Origin of the sequence: Nonomuraea sp. K271 (genome assembly GCF_009908215.1) — a bacterium.
Lineage (GTDB): Bacteria > Actinomycetota > Actinomycetes > Streptosporangiales > Streptosporangiaceae > Nonomuraea > Nonomuraea longispora.
In genome coordinates this window covers 37,671-55,921 of the sequence record NZ_JAAAHR010000014.1, presented here as the reverse complement: position 1 = coordinate 55,921, position 18,251 = coordinate 37,671, and the positions used below count along the sequence as shown (strand labels likewise).

The 18,251-nt window shown below is 70.2% G+C and carries 16 protein-coding genes; 7 read left to right on the top strand and 9 right to left on the bottom strand.

All coding sequences use genetic code 11. The annotated features are described in order from the left end of the window. Position 1: 1 nt before the first annotated feature. Complete coding sequence (gene hrpA, locus GUY59_RS07250) at positions 2 to 3,883, top strand: ATP-dependent RNA helicase HrpA (RefSeq protein WP_138200149.1); 3,882 nt, start codon at positions 2 to 4, stop codon at positions 3,881 to 3,883. A gap of 82 nt (positions 3,884 to 3,965) precedes the next feature. Further along, positions 3,966 to 4,619, top strand: a complete 654-nt coding sequence (locus GUY59_RS07245; protein ID WP_138200150.1) for an HAD family hydrolase — start codon at positions 3,966 to 3,968, stop codon at positions 4,617 to 4,619. Positions 4,620 to 4,642: 23 nt separating this feature from the next. On the opposite strand, the gene GUY59_RS07240 is transcribed toward GUY59_RS07245, so the two are convergent. The 5 genes from GUY59_RS07240 to GUY59_RS07220 form a co-directional block, all read right to left on the bottom strand. Beyond that, positions 4,643 to 4,966, bottom strand: a complete 324-nt coding sequence (locus GUY59_RS07240) for a DUF5709 domain-containing protein (RefSeq protein ID WP_138200151.1) — start codon at positions 4,964 to 4,966, stop codon at positions 4,643 to 4,645. A gap of 69 nt (positions 4,967 to 5,035) precedes the next feature. Continuing rightward, a complete protein-coding gene (locus GUY59_RS07235) occupies positions 5,036 to 5,350 on the bottom strand; it encodes a MerR family transcriptional regulator (protein WP_236666918.1) in 315 nt (104 codons plus the stop codon). Positions 5,351 to 5,406: 56 nt separating this feature from the next. Next, positions 5,407 to 5,838 carry an Hsp20/alpha crystallin family protein gene (locus GUY59_RS07230; protein ID WP_138200153.1) on the bottom strand — a complete coding sequence of 144 codons (432 nt, stop codon included), beginning with the start codon at positions 5,836 to 5,838 and terminating at the stop codon, positions 5,407 to 5,409. A 112-nt stretch (positions 5,839 to 5,950) separates the two neighbouring features. Then, on the bottom strand, positions 5,951 to 7,204 hold the full coding sequence (locus GUY59_RS07225; RefSeq protein WP_132331421.1) for an MFS transporter: 1,254 nt from the start codon (positions 7,202 to 7,204) through the stop codon (positions 5,951 to 5,953). A 103-nt stretch (positions 7,205 to 7,307) separates the two neighbouring features. Then, on the bottom strand, positions 7,308 to 9,041 hold the full coding sequence (locus GUY59_RS07220) for an ABC transporter ATP-binding protein (protein WP_201760585.1): 1,734 nt from the start codon (positions 9,039 to 9,041) through the stop codon (positions 7,308 to 7,310). Positions 9,042 to 9,110: 69 nt separating this feature from the next. On the opposite strand from GUY59_RS07220, the gene GUY59_RS07215 reads away from it, so the two are divergent. Continuing rightward, a complete protein-coding gene (locus GUY59_RS07215) occupies positions 9,111 to 9,530 on the top strand; it encodes a MarR family winged helix-turn-helix transcriptional regulator (protein ID WP_138200156.1) in 420 nt (139 codons plus the stop codon). 9 nt (positions 9,531 to 9,539) lie between these two features. On the opposite strand, the gene GUY59_RS07210 is transcribed toward GUY59_RS07215, so the two are convergent. Next, complete coding sequence (locus GUY59_RS07210) at positions 9,540 to 10,571, bottom strand: amidohydrolase family protein (protein ID WP_161714438.1); 1,032 nt, start codon at positions 10,569 to 10,571, stop codon at positions 9,540 to 9,542. 157 nt (positions 10,572 to 10,728) lie between these two features. Here GUY59_RS07210 and GUY59_RS07205 point away from each other — a divergent pair, with 157 nt between their 5' ends. Further along, positions 10,729 to 12,834 carry a M6 family metalloprotease domain-containing protein gene (locus GUY59_RS07205; RefSeq protein ID WP_252374879.1) on the top strand — a complete coding sequence of 702 codons (2,106 nt, stop codon included), beginning with the start codon at positions 10,729 to 10,731 and terminating at the stop codon, positions 12,832 to 12,834. Between the two features lie 72 nt (positions 12,835 to 12,906). Here the strand turns inward: GUY59_RS07205 and GUY59_RS07200 are convergent, their stop codons facing one another. Beyond that, on the bottom strand, positions 12,907 to 13,779 hold the full coding sequence (locus GUY59_RS07200) for a hypothetical protein (protein WP_138200158.1): 873 nt from the start codon (positions 13,777 to 13,779) through the stop codon (positions 12,907 to 12,909). A gap of 72 nt (positions 13,780 to 13,851) precedes the next feature. On the opposite strand from GUY59_RS07200, the gene GUY59_RS07195 reads away from it, so the two are divergent. Beyond that, entirely contained in the window at positions 13,852 to 14,634 is a 783-nt protein-coding gene (locus tag GUY59_RS07195) for a tyrosine-protein phosphatase (RefSeq protein ID WP_330849143.1), read from the top strand. A gap of 76 nt (positions 14,635 to 14,710) precedes the next feature. On the opposite strand, the gene GUY59_RS07190 is transcribed toward GUY59_RS07195, so the two are convergent. Together GUY59_RS07190 and GUY59_RS07185 are read right to left on the bottom strand one after the other, a co-directional pair. Continuing rightward, positions 14,711 to 15,751, bottom strand: a complete 1,041-nt coding sequence (locus tag GUY59_RS07190; RefSeq protein ID WP_138200160.1) for a Gfo/Idh/MocA family oxidoreductase — start codon at positions 15,749 to 15,751, stop codon at positions 14,711 to 14,713. Between the two features lie 28 nt (positions 15,752 to 15,779). Next, positions 15,780 to 16,679, bottom strand: coding sequence for a proteasome assembly chaperone family protein (locus GUY59_RS07185; protein ID WP_138200161.1), 900 nt, complete (start codon positions 16,677 to 16,679; stop codon positions 15,780 to 15,782). A 55-nt stretch (positions 16,680 to 16,734) separates the two neighbouring features. On the opposite strand from GUY59_RS07185, the gene GUY59_RS07180 reads away from it, so the two are divergent. Both GUY59_RS07180 and GUY59_RS07175 read left to right on the top strand, forming a co-directional pair. After that, on the top strand, positions 16,735 to 17,166 hold the full coding sequence (locus tag GUY59_RS07180) for an ankyrin repeat domain-containing protein (protein ID WP_138200162.1): 432 nt from the start codon (positions 16,735 to 16,737) through the stop codon (positions 17,164 to 17,166). Between the two features lie 155 nt (positions 17,167 to 17,321). Continuing rightward, positions 17,322 to 18,242, top strand: coding sequence for a terpene synthase family protein (locus tag GUY59_RS07175; protein WP_138200163.1), 921 nt, complete (start codon positions 17,322 to 17,324; stop codon positions 18,240 to 18,242). Positions 18,243 to 18,251: the final 9 nt, after the last annotated feature.

Genomic DNA, 18,251 nt, shown 5'->3' with positions numbered 1-18,251 from the left:
TATGGGAACGTCTTCGTTGTCCTCCTCTCCACTCGCCGACCTCCAGTCCCGCCTGCCCGGCCTCGCGCCCCGCGACGAGCGGCGGCTGCGGCGCAGGCTCGACGGCATGCGCCGGGTGCGCTCGCGCGACGCCCGCGACAAGATCGTCGCGGACATCCTCGCCGACCTGGAGCGAGCCGAGCAGCGGCTGGTACGCCGCCGCGAAGCCGTACCGAAGGTGGCCTATCCGGAGAACCTGCCGGTTGCGCAGCGCAAGGACGACATCCTCGAGGCCATCCGCGACCACCAGGTCGTGATCATCGCCGGCGAGACGGGCTCCGGCAAGACCACCCAGATCCCCAAGATCTGCCTTGAGCTGGGGCGGGGGGTGCGCGGGCTGATCGGCCACACCCAGCCCCGCCGCATCGCCGCCCGCACGGTCGCCGAGCGCATCGCGGAGGAGCTCGGCACCGGCGACGGCCAGGTGGGCGGCGTGGTCGGCTACAAAGTGCGCTTCACCGACCAGGCCGGCGACCGCACCCTGGTCAAGCTGATGACCGACGGCATCCTGCTGGCCGAGCTGCAGCACGACCGCATGCTCGACCAGTACGACACCCTCATCATCGACGAGGCCCACGAGCGCAGCCTCAACATCGACTTCATCCTCGGCTACCTGAAACAGCTGCTGCCCAAGCGCCCCGACCTCAAGGTCGTCATCACCAGCGCGACGATCGACCCCGAGCGGTTCTCCCGTCACTTCGACGACGCGCCGATCATCGAGGTCTCCGGCCGCACCTACCCGGTCGAGGTGCGCTACCGCCCGCTCGACGATGACGACGACCAGACGCAGGGCATCGTCGACGCCTGCAGGGAGCTGATCGGCGAGGGCCCCGGCGACATCCTGGTGTTCCTGTCGGGCGAGCGGGAGATCCGCGACGCCGCCGACGCGCTCGCCAAGGCCGAGTTCAGGAGCACCGAGGTCCTGCCGCTCTACGCCCGGCTGAGCGCCGCCGAGCAGCACCGCGTCTTCCAGCGCCACACCGGCCGCCGCGTCGTGCTGGCGACCAACGTGGCCGAGACCTCGCTCACGGTCCCCGGCATCAAATACGTCGTCGATCCCGGCTACGCCCGCATCTCCCGCTACAGCCACCGCACCAAGGTGCAGCGCCTGCCGATCGAGGCCATCTCGCAGGCCAGCGCCAACCAGCGCAAGGGCCGCTCGGGCCGCACCTCCGACGGCATCTGCATCCGCCTCTACGAGGAAGAAGACTTCCTCAACCGGGCCGAGTTCACCGACCCCGAGATCCTGCGCACCAACCTCGCCTCGGTCATCCTCCAGATGACCTCCATCGGGCTGGGCGACATCGAGGCGTTCCCGTTCGTCGAGCCGCCCGACCGCCGGCAGGTGAAGGACGGCGTCAACCTGCTGCACGAGCTGGGCGCGTTCGACGCCCACGGCCAGCTCACGCCCATCGGCCGCAAGCTGGCCGGCCTGCCCGTCGACCCCCGCCTGGGCCGCATGGTCCTGGAGGCGGAGAAGAACGGCTGCCTTCGCGAGGTCATGGTGATCGCCGCCGCCCTGTCCATCCAGGACCCGCGCGAGCGGCCCGCAGACAAGCAGCAGCAGGCCGACGAGAAGCACCGCCGCTTCGCCGACCCCGAGTCCGACTTCATGGCCTACCTCAACCTGTGGAACTACCTGCGCGACAAGCAGAAGGAGCTGTCGTCCAGCGCGTTCCGGCGGTTGTGCAAGGCGGAGTTCCTCAACTACCTGCGGGTCCGCGAGTGGCAGGACATCTCCAGCCAGCTCCGCCAGGCGCTGGGCGCCCAGCCGGACAGCCGGCCGGCCGACCCCCAGCAGGTGCACGCGTCACTGCTCGTCGGGCTGTTGTCGCACATCGGCGTCAAGGACGTCATGGAGAAGCGCGGCCAGGACGGCCGCAGGCCGATCCAGGAGTACATCGGTGCCCGCAACGCCCGTTTCGCCATCTTCCCCGGCTCGTCCCTGGCCAGGAAGCAGCCGCAGTGGCTCATGTCGGCCGAGCTGGTCGAGACCTCCCGCCTGTGGGCGCGCGTCAACGCCAGGATCGAGCCAGGCTGGGTCGAGCCGCTCGCCCAGCACCTCGTCAAGCGCACCTACTCCGAGCCTCACTGGGAGAAGAACCAGGGCGCCGTCATCGCTCTGGAGAAGGTCACCCTGTACGGCGTGCCGCTGGTCGTCGGGCGCAAGGTCAACTACGGCCGCATCGACCCCGACCTGTCGCGCGAGCTGTTCATCAGGCACGCGCTCGTCGAGGGCGACTGGGACACCCACCACAGGTTCCTGAAGGAGAACCGCCGGCTGCTCGAAGAGGTCGAGGAGTTGGAGAACCGCGCCAGGCGCCGCGACATCCTGGTGGACGACGAGGCGCTGTTCGACTTCTACGACCAGAGGGTGCCCGCCGACGTCGTCTCCGCGCGCCACTTCGACTCCTGGTGGAAGAAGGCCAGGCACGAGCAGCCCGACCTGCTCACGTTCTCGCCCGACATGCTGGTCAACGAGGGCGCCGACGTCAGCACGCGCGACTACCCCGACACCTGGCGCCAGCTCGGCCAGCGGATGAAGCTGACCTACCAGTTCGAGCCGGGCGCCGACGCCGACGGCGTGACCGTGCACGTGCCGCTCCAGGTGCTCAACCAGGTCAGTTCCGACGGCTTCGACTGGCAGATCCCCGGCCTGCGCGAAGACCTGATCACCGCGCTGATCAGGTCGCTGCCGAAAAACCTGCGACGCAACTTCGTGCCCGCCCCCAACTACGCCAAGCAGGTGCTGGAGGGGGCCGAACCGGGAGGCGAGCCGCTGCTGGAGGCCGTCGAGCGCGAGTTGCTGCGCCTGACCGGCATCCGGGTGCCGCGCGACGCCTGGCAGCTCGACCAGGTGCCCGACCACCTGCGCATCACCTACCGGGTGATCGACGAGCGCAAGCGCACGGTGGCCGAGGACAAAGACCTCGACGCGCTGAAGCGCCGCCTCGCGCCGCGCCTGCGCCGGACGTTGTCGGAGGCGGGCGACGACCTGGAGCGTACGGGCCTGCACACCTGGAGTTGCGGAACGCTGCCCAAGGTGTTCGAGCAGGGCCGGATGAAGGGTTATCCGGCGCTGGTCGACGCGGGCGACTCCGTGTCCGTCAAGATCTTCGAGACGGAGGCGGAGCAGCGCCGCTCCCACTGGCCCGGTGTGCGCCGCCTGCTCCTGCTCAACGTCACCAACCCGGCCAAGTCGCTGCTCGGCGGGCTGTCCAACCAGGCCAAGCTGGCCCTTTCACGCAGCCCGCACGGCGGGGCGGTGGCGTTGTTCGACGACGTGGTCGACGCGGCCGTCGACAAGCTCATGGACGACATGGGCGGCCCTGCCTGGGACCCTGCCGGCTTCGACCGCCTCTACCAGCACGTACGTGCCCACCTCTACGACACCTCTGCCGACGTGCTGGGGAAGGTGGAGCAGATCCTCAGCGTCTGGCACGCGGCGGGCGTCCGCCTGGGCTCGCTGCGGCCGGGCGCGGCGACCGACGACGTGCGCGACCAGCTCGCCCGGCTCGTGCACCCGGGTTTCGTCACCGCCACGGGCCACCGGCGGCTGTCCGACGTCCTGCGTTACCTTCGCGCGATCGACCGTCGGCTCACGAAGCTGCCCGAGGACCCGTGGCGCGACCAGGAGTGGATGGACCGCGTGCACAAGGTCGAGGACGACTATCACGACCTGCGGCAGAAGCTCCATCCGGCCCGGCGCGAAGATTCCGACGTGGTGGAGATCGGATGGATGATCGAGGAGTTGCGGGTGAGCTTCTTCGCCCAGACGCTGGGCACGCCGACGCCGGTGTCGGAGAAACGCATCGCCAAGGCGATGGAGAAGCTCACGGCATGATGCCGGATGTGCCACGCTACGTATCCATGGAAAAATCCCCTCTGACGTGGTCCGTGGTCTATGTGGCGCAACGGGGGGTTCGATGATCAAGACTGTGGTGTTCGACGTCGGCGAGACGCTGATCAGCGAGACGCGCATCTGGTCGCGCTGGGCCGAACGGCTGGGCGTCAGCCCGTTCACGCTGATGGGCGCGCTCGGGGGGATGGCCGCGCTGGACCGTCCGCACAGTGACGCCTTCGAGCTCGTACGCCCCGGTTTCGACCTCGCCCGGGAGGAAGCCGCATGGGAGCGCGACGACCCCCATGGCATGCGCAACACCTTCGACGCCGATGACCTCTACCCCGACGTGCGCGAGGCTCTGGCGGCCATCCGGGCGGCCGGATACCAGGTGGTCATCGCGGGCAACCAGCCGGAGCGCGCCTATGACGCGCTCGTCGCCATGGATCTGCCCGCCGACTCCGTGCACACCTCCGACGGGTGGGGGGTCGCCAAGCCGGAGCCCGGCTTCTTCGCCAAGGTCGCCGCGGTCGCGGGCCGCGAGCCCGCCGAGATTCTCTACGTCGGCGACCGGCTCGACAACGACGTGCTGCCGGCCAGGACGGCCGGCATGCGGACCGCGCTGCTCAGGCGCGGCCCATGGGGCCACCTGCACGCCGAACGCCCGCAGGCCGCCGCCGCCGACGTGGTCGCCGGCGACTTGCACGCCCTGCTGCCCGCCCTGCACCGTCTCGCCTGACCCAGAACGCGCCGCCTTCCGTCTCAGGGGAGGTCCTCGTCGAGGTCGATGCGGACGGCGCGTTCCTCCGCCGAGAGGTCGTCGGTGTCGCCGCTCTGGTCCCCACCGAGTTCCTCGTCGTCCGTGTCGGGTCCGAGCCCCTCGTCCGGCTGGGTCAGCCGATGCCGGGGCCGGGGCCCGTGGAGCCGTGACGGCGCCTCCCGCCGCAGCCGCTCGTCGAGCGTGTCTCTGTGCTGAGGGTCGTCCCCGACGACCTCGTGGTGCAGACCGAGGTCGTCGGTCCACTCCTCGACCTCGATCTCCTGTTCGTCGGCGTAGCCGTATCGGTCCGGAGGTTGTTCGGTCATACTCGGCCCCTACCCGGCGGGCGGTCCGGAATGCTCCTTTCCGGACCGCCCCGGGAGGCGGGCGTCACGTCACCGCCGCTCGCCGTTCAGCCGGGAACGGGTCTCGTCGAGCTGCCGGCGCACGTCGGCGAGCTCGCGTTCGAGCTCCAGGATGCGGCGGATGGCGATGAGCGTCATGCCCTTCTCCGTCATGCGGGTGACATGTTGGACGATCGTGATGTCGCGGCGGGAATAACGTCGCTGCCCGCCGCTGGAACGGCTCGGGCTGATGACGTCGTGCTGGTCGAGCCGCCGCAGGAAGGCGTGCTGGACCTGGAGCATCTCCGCCACCTGCCCGAGGGAGTAGAGCGGCGCGTGTTCGTCGTCGAAAGGAAGCTCGGACATCATGGCCCTCCTCGTGATCCGGGAGCGGGCCGGGGAGCCCGCCCCCGGACCGCGTGTCAGGCCTTGATGGCCCTCGTCTCACCTCGCTGGATCTCCACCTTGCGAGGCCTGGCCCGCTCGACCACCGGGATGCGGACGGTCAGCACGCCGTTGGCGTAGCCCGCGTCGATCTTCTCGCTGTCGAGGTGCTCGGACAGGTAGACGCGGCGGGTGAAGGAGCCCATCGGGCGCTCGCGGACGAACTGCCGCTCGTTCTCCCCGATCTCCTCCTCGCGGCGGGCGCTCACGCTCAGCACCCCGCGGTCGACCGTGACCTCGATGGATTCGGGGTCGATGCCGGGGAGATCGAAGCGGAGCAGCACATCGTCGTCGCGGCGCAGCCCGTCCATGGGCATCACGGCGCTGCCGTTGTCGAAGGTCTGGCCGGCGAGCCGGCTGAACTGCCGCTCGAACTCCTGGAAGAACGGGTCGATTGAGGTCAAGAGCATTTCTGAACCTCCTCATTGCTTCTCTCGATGGAGCTAACCTCCAACTGCAGTTATAGGTTAACTCCATCAGAAGATGTAGGCAAGTGGAGCGATCCGGATTTTGCCAGGACGGTCAGGCGTTCTCCAGCCGCGGCCGCAGCCCGGCGGCCTGTCTGATCGTCCGGCCCGACAGCCGGGCCAGCGCCGCCGCAGCGAGCAGCGTCGCCGCCACGCAGGCCACCCCGCCGATCTCCAGGGCGGCCCTGGGCCCCATGGTGTCGCTGAGCCGGCCGAGCAGGGGCCCGCCGAGCGCGCCCGCCCCCGCGCTGACGATCGACAGCGCCGCGATGATCCGGCCGCGCATCGGCTCGGGGCTGTCGAGCTGCGCCCGCGCCGAGACCGTGGTGTCGACGGTCACCGCGCCCGCCGCGATCGGCAACATCAGGGCCGCGAACGTCCACAACTCCGGCATCAGCCCGCTCACCGCCTGCGCGACCCCTGTCACGAACGCCGTGACCAGCAGCAGCCGGATCGTCAGGTGGGGCCGGGAGGCGGCCACGAAGCCGCCGAGCACCGTGCCGACGGCGAACACGGTGGACAGCAGCCCGTAGCCGCCGGCGCCCGCGTCCAGAGGGCCGGCGCTCATGGCCGCCATGGTGACCTGGAAGTTGCGGCCCACGCTGCCCGAGACGAACCAGAGCGCCAGCACCACGAGCAGCCACGGCGTGCGCAGCACGTACCGCAGGCCGTCGCGTACGGCGCCGGCCTGCCGCTCCGCGGTGGCCAGCGGGTGGAACTCGGCGCGGCGCATGGCCGCCACCGCCGCGATCACCACGAAGAAGCTGGCCGCGTTGATCACGAAGAGCCCGCCGTTGCCGGTGAACGGGAGCAGGGCCCCCGCCAGGCTCATGCCCAGGATGCGGCCGGCGGAGCTGAGGATGGAGCCCAGGGCCATCGCGTTGGGCAGGTCGGCGGGCGGCACCACCTGGGCGCCGAACCGGCCGAGCGCGGGCCCGCCCAGCGCGGTGACCACGCCCCCGGCCAGCGCCACCCCGTAGATCGGCAGTACGGACTCAGCGCCGGTCAGGGCGATCACGGCCAGCGTGGCCGCGAGCGCGGCGTGCGCGAGCTGCGCGACGATCACCACGGGCCGGCTCGGCAGGCGGTCGGCCAGCGCTCCGCCCCACATGCCCAGCAGCACGGTCGGCAGCGCCTGCATGACGAGGCTCAGCCCGACGCTGGTCGCCGAGCCCGTCAGCGTGAGGATGAGCCAGTTGACGCCGAGAACCTGCATCCATGTGCCGGTCACGGAGACGATGTCGGCTCCCGCCCAGAGCCGGTAATTGTGGTGACGCAGGGCCCTGAACGTGGGGGAGGAGGGAGACACGAACGATCCTTGCCTTGACGATGATCCGGGGGATTGAACACGGCGTTCCGGGAGGCGGATTCCGATCAGACCGGAATGTGAGGCAAGACACTGTCTGGGTTGTTCAGGCGAGTTCGAGCGGGCGGTCCCGGCTGACGAGGGCGGCGTAGTGGCCGGCGCGGGCCACCAGCTCCTCATGGGTGCCGCGCTCGACGACGCGGCCGTGGTCGAGCACGACGATCTGGTCCGCGTCGCGGACCGTGGACAGGCGGTGGGCGATCGTGATCGTGGTGCGGCCCCGGGCGAGGGCGTCGAGCGCCTCCTGCACGGCCCGTTCGGTCCGCGTGTCGAGGGCGCTCGTCGCCTCGTCGAGGACGAGCACCGGCGGGTCGCGCAGCAGGGTGCGGGCGATGGCCAGGCGCTGCTTCTCGCCGCCGGAGAAGCGGTAGCCGCGCTCGCCGACGAGCGTGTCGTAACCGTCGGGCAGCGCGGCGATGTGGTCGTGGATGCGGGCGGCCCGCGCGGCCTCCTCCAACTCCTCGTCCGTGGCGGACGGCCGGGCGAAACGCAGGTTGTCGGCGACAGTGGCGTGGAACAGGTGCGTCTCCTGCGACACCACGCCCACCGCGTCGCTCAGCGTCTCGAACGTCAGCTCTCGCACGTCCACACCGTCGATCGTGACCCGCCCGCCGGTCACGTCGTAGAGCCTGGGCAGCAGGTAGCTGAGGGTGGTCTTGCCCGAGCCCGTCTCGCCCACGATCGCCAGGGACGAGCCGGCCGGGACGGTGATGTCCACGTCGGTGAGCGTGGGCGCGTCGCCGTAGGAGAAGCCGACGTTCTCGAAGCACACCTCCCCGCGTACGCCGGTGAGCGTGCGCGTGCCCGGATGGATGTCCACCGGCAGGTCCAGATATTCGAAGATCCGCCCGAACAGCGCCAGCGAGCTCTGCACCTCGACGCCCAGCCGCAGCAGCGACACCGCCGGGCGGAACAGGCGGGTCTGCAACGTCGTGAACGCCACCAGCGTGCCCACCGAGATGACGCCGGTGTGACCCACGGCCCAGTAGGTCACTGCGGGCATGGCGGCCATGACGATCTGGATCGACGACTGCCGCCAGCGCCCGGCCATGCCCGACCGCACGCCGATGTCGGCCAGCTCGTCGGAGGCCTTGCGGAAACGTTCGGTGAGCTGGTCCGAGCGGCCCATGGTGCGGCCGAGCATGATGCCGCTGATCGACAGCGACTCCTGCACCATGGAGGCCATGCCGGCCAGCTTGCGCTGCCGCTCGGTGGTGATGCGCCTGCGCTCCGCGCCCACCCTGCGGCTGATCCACACGAACACCGGCAGCAGCAGGAGCGAGATCGCCGTCAGCCGCCAGTCGAGCGCGAGCATCGCGGCGACGGTGGCGACCACGGTGGTGAGGTTGGAGATGATCGAGGTGGCGGTCGTGGTGACCACCGCCTGCATGCCACCGATGTCGTTGGCGATGCGCGACTGCACCTCGCCGGTCCTCGTACGGGTGAAGAACGCCGGCGACATGCGCTGCAGGTGCCCGTAGACCGCGATGCGCAGGTCGTGCATCACGCGCTGGCCGACCGTGGTCGAGATCAGCGTCTGCAGCACGTCGAAGACGCTGGTCGCGACCGCCACGAGGATCATGCCGAGGGCCAGCAGCGCGAGCAGCCCGGTGTCCTTCGACGGGATGGCCACGTCGAGAACCTCGCGCAGGAGGAACGGCGAGGCCAGCGACACCAGGGACGACAGCAGGATGAACAGGCCCACCATGGCGAGGCGGCCGCGATAGGCGCCGAACAGTGCGGCGATGCGCCCGAGCGGCGCGCGTGGTTCGTCCGCCAAGGGAGACTCCTTTCTGATGTCAGCTCAAACAGAGGTTAGCTCATAGTTGTTCCCGCTAAGCTTGTCGGTATGGCAGACACGGAGCTCGCGGAGCTCTTCCAGCTCGTCGGCAGGCGGCTCCGGCACGGCTACGCGCGCCGGTTGGAGCCGCTCGGGCTCAGCCCCGGGCAGGCGCGGGCGCTGCGGGTGCTGGCCGACGCCGAACGGCCGCTGCGGATGGTGCACCTCGCCGACGAGCTGCGGATCGTGCCGCGTTCGCTCACGCCCGTCGTCGACGCGCTGGAGGAGTCGGGCCTGGCGCTCAGGCAGGTCGATCCGGCCAACCGCCGCTCCACACTGGTCGTCATCACGCCGGAGGGACGCGAGCTGGCCGAGCGGGCGCGCGAGGCGCGCGGGCAGGCGGGCGAGGAGTTGTTCGCGGTGTTGTCGAAGGAGCAGCGCGAGCGGTTGCGAGGGCTGCTCCGCCTGGTGGACGCCCAGTTCAGGTGAGCCGGCGGTTCAGCGCCCGCGGGTGATCACGCCACCGACGACGGTGCCGAGACAGGGCGGCTGGGAGAGCAGGGCCGCGTACGGGTAACGTCCGCGGGCGTCGAAGACGGCGAAGTCGGCGCGGGCGCCGGCGGCCAGCGATCCGATCCTGCCCCTGCCCCCGTCCATGCCCAGCGCTGCGGCGCCGCCCAGAGTGGCGGCCTCGACCAGCCGGCGGTCGAGCTCCTTGGGCCGCGGGCCGAGCTTCCTCGCCTCGCTCCTGATCGCCCCGGCCAGCCCCAGCGGCCCGGTCGGCGGTGTGCCGGGCGGGGCGCAACTGCCGAAGGCTACGGTGTTGCCCTCGTCGAGCAGGGCCAGCACGTCCTGCACCTGTGACGGCTCCGGCGGGCAGAGCGCCACGGCGGTCCCGCGTAGCCGCAGCAGCTTGCGCTCGCCCGGGTCCAGCGACCTGGCGCTCGCGACGTGGCACAGCGGGCCGAGCACCCCGGCCTCGTCCAGCTCGGCGGGGGAGTGGCGGTCCAGGCGGACCAGCAGCCGCAGCCCGAACGTCCTGGCCAGCACGGCCACGTCCTCCAGCACCTGCGGGTCGCGGGCGTGGGCGGCGATCCCCACCACGCAGGGCGGCCGGTCCACCTCGCGGATGGCGGTGATGACCGCGTCCCTGTCGTGCTCCTCCCACTCCTCCTCGCCGGCGCTGGTCACCTCGACGTACGAGATCCCGGGCAGCGCCGGGCCGTCGGCCAGGTCGGAGAGCACGCCGCCCCGCGCGGTGACCCCCGGCACGTCCGACGGGCCGGCGGAGCACGCGTCGACCAGGCCCGCGACGATCATCCCCGGCCACCGGAACTCCTCCGCGGCAGGGTGGGAGGCGAGCAGCTCCGCTCGCGGGCCGACCGCGAGCACCCGCTCGCCCTTGGTCACCACGGCGCCGTCGCGGACGGGCCCGGTGCTGACGGGCACGACGAGCGGGGCGGAGTGGAGGAGGACGGCGGCGGGCGCGCGCCTGCCCAGGGCTGGACCGGCACGTTCGGCAGACGGCATCAGGACTCCTGGCGAGACTTCCCCTCCAGGCATTAAACGTGAAGGCGGTATATGCCCGCAATCAGGACGAACAGTGCGAATCGCTCGCTCGGCGAAGTCGCCCAACCGCAGTCGTCTGATCGTTGATCTCCGACAATTCCCTCTATACCGTCAATCCGTGAACGCCCTGAAGAAGCTGCTGACGGGTTTACCCGCGATCATCGTGATGATCCCGGTGAGCCTCATGGCGACCCCTGCTTCCGCAGCACCCCCCACCGATCCCGAGTACCCCTGGCGCCAGGACCACTGGCCGAAGACCCAGCCCTGGCAGGTCGACGCACCCGACGACGCCGAGGCCCGGCGCACCCGCCCGCCCGGCGGCATCAAGCCCATCGACCCGCAGAACTGGAAGAACCCCGACCACATGACGTGGGCGGACTACAAGAAGCCGCCCGGCACCAACTGGGCCGATCCCTCCGTCAAGGGGTCGACGCGCACCTTCAAGGGCGCGCTCGTGCTGCTCGACTACCCCAACCAGCCGTTCGTGGCGACGCAGGCCCAAGGCTCGACGATCTTCGGGAACCCGAGCGCCGAGGCCCACGACATCCCCCGTGACGAGGTGGCCACGTTCTACCGGGACTTCCTCAACACCCCGAACAAGCTCAACAAGGGACACACCATCCACGAGTACTGGATGGAGGACTCGGGCGGCAGGTACGGCGTGGAGCTGACCGGGTTCGGGCCCTACATGATGTCGGGCAAGGACCACGAGTACGCCATGGAGTTCCAGGGCGGCAACGGGTGCCCCGCGGGCGACTCCTGCAACAGGAACCTGCGCACCGAGGGCAACGCCGCCTGGATCGCCGACGTCGGCCAGAAGACCGCCGAGCAGTTCGACTTCGTCTTCTACCTGAGCGCCGGCCAGGACGAGTCGTCCACCTGGCAGGAATTCGGGATGATGAAATTCCCGACAAAAGAGGACGTGCCCGACGAGTGGGGTCCGCCGGACGCCGCGCTGCCCAACTGGGTCGACACCCGCTACGTCGACTGGACCTCGTGGCAGGCCGGCTCCACCTTCTGGCCCAACGCCCGCTTCGGCATCGACTCGGTGCAGGCCGAGAGCTCCGGCATGGCCGTCTACGCCCACGAGCTCAGCCACATCATGGGCATCGCCGACAACTACAACAACCCGTACGGCGTGCCGCCGCGCAGGGCGTACACCGGCGTGTGGGAGATGCTCAGCCGCGGCAGCTTCAACGGCCCCGGCGGCCCGCACTCGCGCTGGCTGATCCCCCCGACCGCCGGCGCGTCCATGGGCGCCCAGCACATGCTCCGCAACAAGATCAAGCTGGAGATGATCGACGAGCGGAACGTGCTGCGCCTGTCACGCGAGGCGCTCGACGAGTCTGGCATGGTCACCGCCGAGGTGCTGGCCCGCGCGGTCCAGCCGGGCAAGAAGGAGCTGTCGGGCGTCAACGTCTCCTTCGACACCGGTGACAAGAGCCCGGCCTGCGACCCGCGCACCGACCCCCTCTGCGACGGCGGCGGCTACGAGAACTACACGGTCGAGGTCGTGGACCGCATGGGCTCCGACTCCTTCACACCCGACTCCGGCGTCCTGCTGGCCAAGACCAAGAACGAGGACCGGGCGCCGTTCGAGTGGGTGATCGACGCCAACCCGCAGGACATCGGCATGACCGACTACGTCATGCCCGACGGGACCAAGGTGCCCATCACGATCGGCGACTACCGCCAGCTCTCCGACGCCCTCTTCCACGCCGGCACCGACTCCGGCAGCGAGTACGAGTACGTCGACGAGGCCAACCGGCTGCACTTCTACGTCACCGACCTCAAGCGCCGCCGCGACGGCGCCCTGTCGTACACGGTCGCCATCCGCTCGCTCGACGGCTCCGGCCCGCAGCGGCGCGGCGTCAAGGTGCTGCCCGCCGCCGGCATCCCCACCGGCAAGAACCTGTCCACCTGCAAGTTCCCGCTGTTCAACACCGGCAGGGCCGCCCCCGCGCAGGGGCAGCACCCCGAGGACGTCAGCGCCTACCTGAACGCCGACGTCTACCGGCTCAAGGCCGAGGTGCAGGGCAAGGGCTGGACCGCCCAGCTGCCGAACGTCCTGGCCTCCGTCGCGTTCGGCAAGCACGAGCTCGTCACCGTGAACGCCGTACGCGACTCCGGCGGCGCCCGGCTGGCCAGGGTCAAGCTCACCGCCACCTCGGAGAGCGATCCCGGCAAGACGATGACGGCCACCTGCCACGTGATCGGCCTGTAGGCGAACGATGGGGTACGGCCGGCGCAGGCCGTACCCCATCCGCTCGCATCACCCGCGAGGGCCCGGAAGGGCTCAGGTGAGCGGACTCCTGATCAGCTCGCCCGCCGCCTGCCTCGCCTGCAGGATGCTCTCCTCGAACATCTTGCGTACGTGCGACGCATGGTCGGTCAGCTCCCTGATGCGCTCGTACGCCATCTCGTCGCGCACGGTGTCGGCGATCAGCGCCTGGTATTCGGGGGTTCTGGCGGCCAGCGCCTCCAGCCGCCGGTGGGCGGAGTACGCCTTGTCGGCCTTGCGCACCTGCTTGGCGTACTTCTCCAGGTGGCGTACGCGCCGCGCAAGCGACGTCCACGCGGCGTCGAGCGCCTTGGTGTAGGGCCTGAACGCGTCCTCCATGCCGGCCGGCAGCTCGCGGGGGATGATCCTGCCCTGCTCGGCGTGCATGGCCGACAGCCGCCGCAGCCGGTGCGCGATCTGCCAGACCTCCTCCGGCAGTGACACCCGGTTGTCGACCGTGTCGATCAGACCCGCCGCGTGCACCCGGGAACCGAGGACGGCCTCGGCGGCGTTCTGCGCCCTGCGCAGCAACATCTGGCAGGGATGGTCGAGGTCCTCCGGCAGGACGTAGCGGTCGGCGTGGGCCTGGGCGACGCGGAGCTTCCGCCTGGTCGATCTGCTGTAGGTGTCCTGAGCCATCCAGCGGAACAACACGATCATCCCCACGCCGGTGCCCGCCAGGAACAACAACGGTGATCTGGTCAGCAGGGAGAGCACCAGCAGGAAGCAGGGCAGCAGGAAGATCAGGGCGGGATGGCCCGTGGTGTCCGGCTGCCGGCCGGATCTCGCCATCCGGAGCAGGTGCGGGCTCGACCGCAGCTCGATCGAGATCGCCGGTGGCAGCGTCGGATCGATGACCAGCCGTGGAGGCAGAGCTCGCGGATCCATATGTTCATGCTGCGTTATGGACGGCGATTCTGCTCATCATGACGGACATATAGGGTCGCGATAATGGACGAGATGACGAGGTGGATAGACCTGGAAGGCGCGGTCAACGCGCGTGACCTGGGCGGACTGCCCACCCGAGACGGCGGACGCACCCGTCGCGGGCGAGTTTTCCGTGCCGACAACCTGCAGGGGCTCACGCCCGGCGACGTGACGCTGCTCGTCGACGAGCTGGGCCTGCGGCACGTGGTGGATCTCCGCTCGAACGCGGAGGTGTCGCTGGAGGGCCCCGGGCCGCTGACGCGGGTGCCCGAGGTGCGGCACCACCACCTGACCCTGTTCGCCGAGGGAGGCCGGCACACCGACGTCGAGGCCGACGCCATCGACGGGGAGCGGGTGCTGCCGTGGGTGGAGCGCGGGCTGGACGAGGAGCTGCGGGTGACCGGCTTCTACTTCGGCTACCTGCGTGACCGGCCCGACGCCGTGGTCGCCGCGCTGCGCGCGATGGCGCTCGGCGACGGCGCGTCCCTGGTGCACTGCGCGGCCGGAAAGGACCGCACGGGTGTGCTGTCGGCACTCGCCCTGGAGGTGGCGGGGGCGACCAGGGAGGCGATCGTCGAGGACTACGTGGCCACGGGGGAACGGCTTGAGCTCATACTGAAGCGGCTGCGCGGCAGCGACACCTACCGCGGCGACCTCGACTCGCGCCCTGCCGACGACCACATGCCGCGGGCCGGGTACATCGAGCAGTTCCTCGGGGTGCTCGACGACCGGTTCGGCGGGCCGCTCGAATGGCTGGCCGGGCGCGGCTGGACCGGCGCCGACACCGAGGCCATGCGCTCCCGCCTGCGTGACTGACGGCCCCGGCCGCCGTAAGCCCGGATGGACGCCGACCCCCTGCGCCCGCCGGCTCAGGGGGCGACGAGCCCGGCCATCAGCTCAGGTGGGCGACGATCCCCTGCGTGGCCGACAGGCGGGCCGCTTCGATGACGGCCAGCGTGTCGACCGCGCTCTCCGGGTCGACGGGCGGCGCGCCGCCCTTGCGCAGCGCCGCCTCCACACCCCGGTAGAAGTCGAGGTAGGCGCCCGGCTCGGTGAGCACGGTGCGGTGGTCGGGCTCGGTGCCGAGCTGCCCCCAGCGTGACTCCTCGTCGTCCCCGAACCCGGGCGTGCCGGGCGCGGCCCCGGCCCGCAGCCGCTCCTCCTGGACGTCCATCCCGTACTTCACGAAGGCGCCCGCCGACCCCAGCACCCGGAACCGAGGGCCAAGCCTGGCGGCCATCGAGCTCATCCAGAGATGCGAGCGGGCGCCGCCGGCGTGTGCCAGCGCCACGAACGTGTCGTCGTCGGCGGCCACCCCCGCCCGCCTGACGTCGCTCTCGCAGTAGACCTGCGTGGCCGGGCCGAGCAGGTGCAGGGCCTGGTCGATGAGGTGGCTGCCCAGGTCGTAGAGGAGGCCGCCCGCCTCCTCAGGACCGCCGCTCTCCCGCCAGCCGCCCTTGCGCCGCGGCCGCCACCGCTCGAACCTCGACTCGAACCGCAGCACCTCGCCCAGCCGCCCCTCGCGGGCCAGCCGGCACACGGTCAGATAGTCGCCGTCCCAGCGGCGGTTGTGGAACACGGTCAGCATGAGACCGCGCTCCTTGGCCAGGCGTACGAGCTCGCGGCCCTCCTCGGCGGTCCTGGCCAGCGGCTTGTCGACGACGACGGGCAGGCCGCGAGTGAGCGCCGCGCCGGCCGTGGACACGTGGGTCCTGTTGGGGGAGGCGACCACCACCAGGTCGCACAGACCCCACAACGCGTCGACGTCGCCCACCGCGGCCGCGCCGTACTTCGCGGCCACCTCCGCCTGCCGCGCGGGGTCGCGCGTGACGACGGCCGCCAGCGCCAGGCCGGCCGTGGCGTGGATCAGCGGGGCGTGAAAGAAGGCCCCGGCGGTGCCGTAGCCGACCAGCCCGACCCGGATGTCGCTCATCGCCCCAGCGTATCGCCGCGGGCGCGGGTCACTCGTCGTCGCGCTCGGCCAGAAAACGCTCGAACTGGGCGGCGAGCTCGTCACCCGTGGGCATGGGCGTCGACTCGGCGATGAGATTCTCGCGCTCGCTGCCATCCGCGAAGGCGTCGTACTGCTGCTCCAGCCCCTTGATGGCGGTGGACAGCTCAGCCGAGGCCTGGATCTGCTCCTCGATCTCGGTGTTCGTACGGCGGGCCGCCTCGCGCAGCGACTCCGTCGGGAACACCAGCCCCGTCCCCTTTGTCACGGCCTCCAGCGCGGCCACGGCGGCGGTCGGATATTCGGCCTGCGACAGATAGTGCGGCACGTGCACCGCGTACCCCACCGCGTCGTTGCCCTCCGCGCCCAGCCGCAGTTCCAGCAGCGCCGCGACGCTGCCGGGCACCTGGACACGCCCGAACGCGCTCGTCTGCGCGTTGATCAGCTCGGGTCGGCTGGCGTGCATCGTGACGCCCAGCGGGCGGGTGTGCGGGACCGCCATCGGGATGCCGTGGGCGGTCACCAGCTTGCTCACCTTCAGCCGCGCCACCAGATCGGCCACCGCCTTGGTGAAGAGCTCCCACTCCCTGTCGGGCTCGGGGCCGCTCATCACCAGGAACTGCGTTCCCGTCATGTCCTTGGCCGCATGAACGGCCAGCTCGGGTCTTTCACACTCGACCCAGCGGTCGGTGTCGAAGGTCATGATGGGCCGCCGCGACCGGTAATCGAGCAGACGGTCGACGTCGAACGTCGCCACGACCCGGTGCTCAAGCTCGGCCAGCAGGTGGCCCAGCGCAAGACGTCCGGCACCACCAGCGTCGACGAAACCGTCGAAGTGGTACAGCAACACCGGATCGGGCAGCTCGGGCGCGTCGTCTGCGAGCTTGTAGAGATCCTTCGGGTCGAACACGGTTGGACAGCCTTTCCCTAGGTACTCTCTCCAGAACCTACGGCGGGACAGAACGATTCCGTGCACGGCACCCTATCGAGGCAGACCGGGCCGTACGGACGAGGGCCCGGAGCCGCAGCCGTTCGCCACGAAGCTGTTCGACCTGGCCAGAGCGGGTAACACCGCGACTTTGCGCGCGTACGCCGGGGCCGGGGGTCCGGTCGACCCGACCAACGGCAAAGGTGACACTTTGCTGATGCCGGCGGCTTATTACGGTCACGCCGGGACCGTCACGATGCTCGTCACAAGCGCCGCCGACCCGAACCGCACCAACGACCGCGGCCAGACACCGCTCGCGGGCGCCGTTTTCGAGAAGAAGTCGGCCGTGGTCAGAGCGCTGCTTGACGTGGGCGCCGTGCCGCGCGCTGGTCCGCCCTCCGCTCTGGACGCCGCGCCAATATTCGCGAATGACCAGTTTCTACTATGGTCTACACAAAGCGGCACATAGTGTGAAATATGCAAGAAAGGGGTAAGGGTTACCAACTGTGGCCTTTTGAGCAGTCCATCGTCATGCTGGATGGCGTGGCTACTTCTGCGCATCCTTTCAGCAGGCGACCCCTCCACATCCCACCGCTACCATGCCCGTTCCCCAGTGAGATCAACGTGCATGTCGCGGAGGTCGGCTCGGAGAGTCACGCATGGCTGGTCGCCTCCAACATGCTCCCCAACGCCGAGACCGCCGAGCACTTCAAACGCTCCGAACTCGGCGACCTCCCCGCGCGGACCAACCCCACGGTGCCGCGCGCCAGCCTCCGGTTAGTCACCGACTGGTACTTCTGGCTCTGGGCCTTCGACGACGGGTTCTGCGAGAGCGAGCTCACAGGGCACCGGGCCGCCGCCGTGGCCCGCGCTCTGCCGTCGCTCCTGGAGAGCCTCGACGAGGACCGTTCCCCGGAGCCCGGTGACCCGTTCGGCCTGGCCCTCAGGGGACTGCTTGACCGGATCTCCGCCATGGCCACTCCCGAACAGGTGGAACGGTGGCGGAGCGCGGTGAAGGAATATCTGTTCGCCCAGATCTGGGAGGCCGCGAACCGCGAAGCCGATCTGATCCCGACCCCCGAGGACTACCTCCTGATGCGCCGCACCACGGGCGCCACGTACACCTGCTTCGCGCTCATCGACATCGGCGGGGGCTATCGCATCGAGACCGAGGACTGGTACCACCCCGACGTACGCGCGCTCTCGGACCTGGCCTGCGACCTCGTCGGCTGGGACAACGACCTGCTCTCCTACGCCAAGGAACACCGAGCCGACAAGGCGCGGCACAACCTCGTGACCGTGCTGGCCGCCCACAAGTCGCTCTCCCTGCAAGAGGCGCTGCTGGAGGTCGCCCGGATGCACGACGAGGCCATCGCGGCGTTCGTCGACCGGCGTGCGGCGCTGGAGAGATGGGCTCCGCCGTCCGTGCTCAACTACGTACGCGGCCTCGAACACTGGGTGCGCGGGCACATCGAGTTCTCGTTCGGCAGCGCACGTTTCGTGAACGCCTGGCCGGACGACACTCACTGGCCGCAGGCCGTCTGAGCCGCGGTG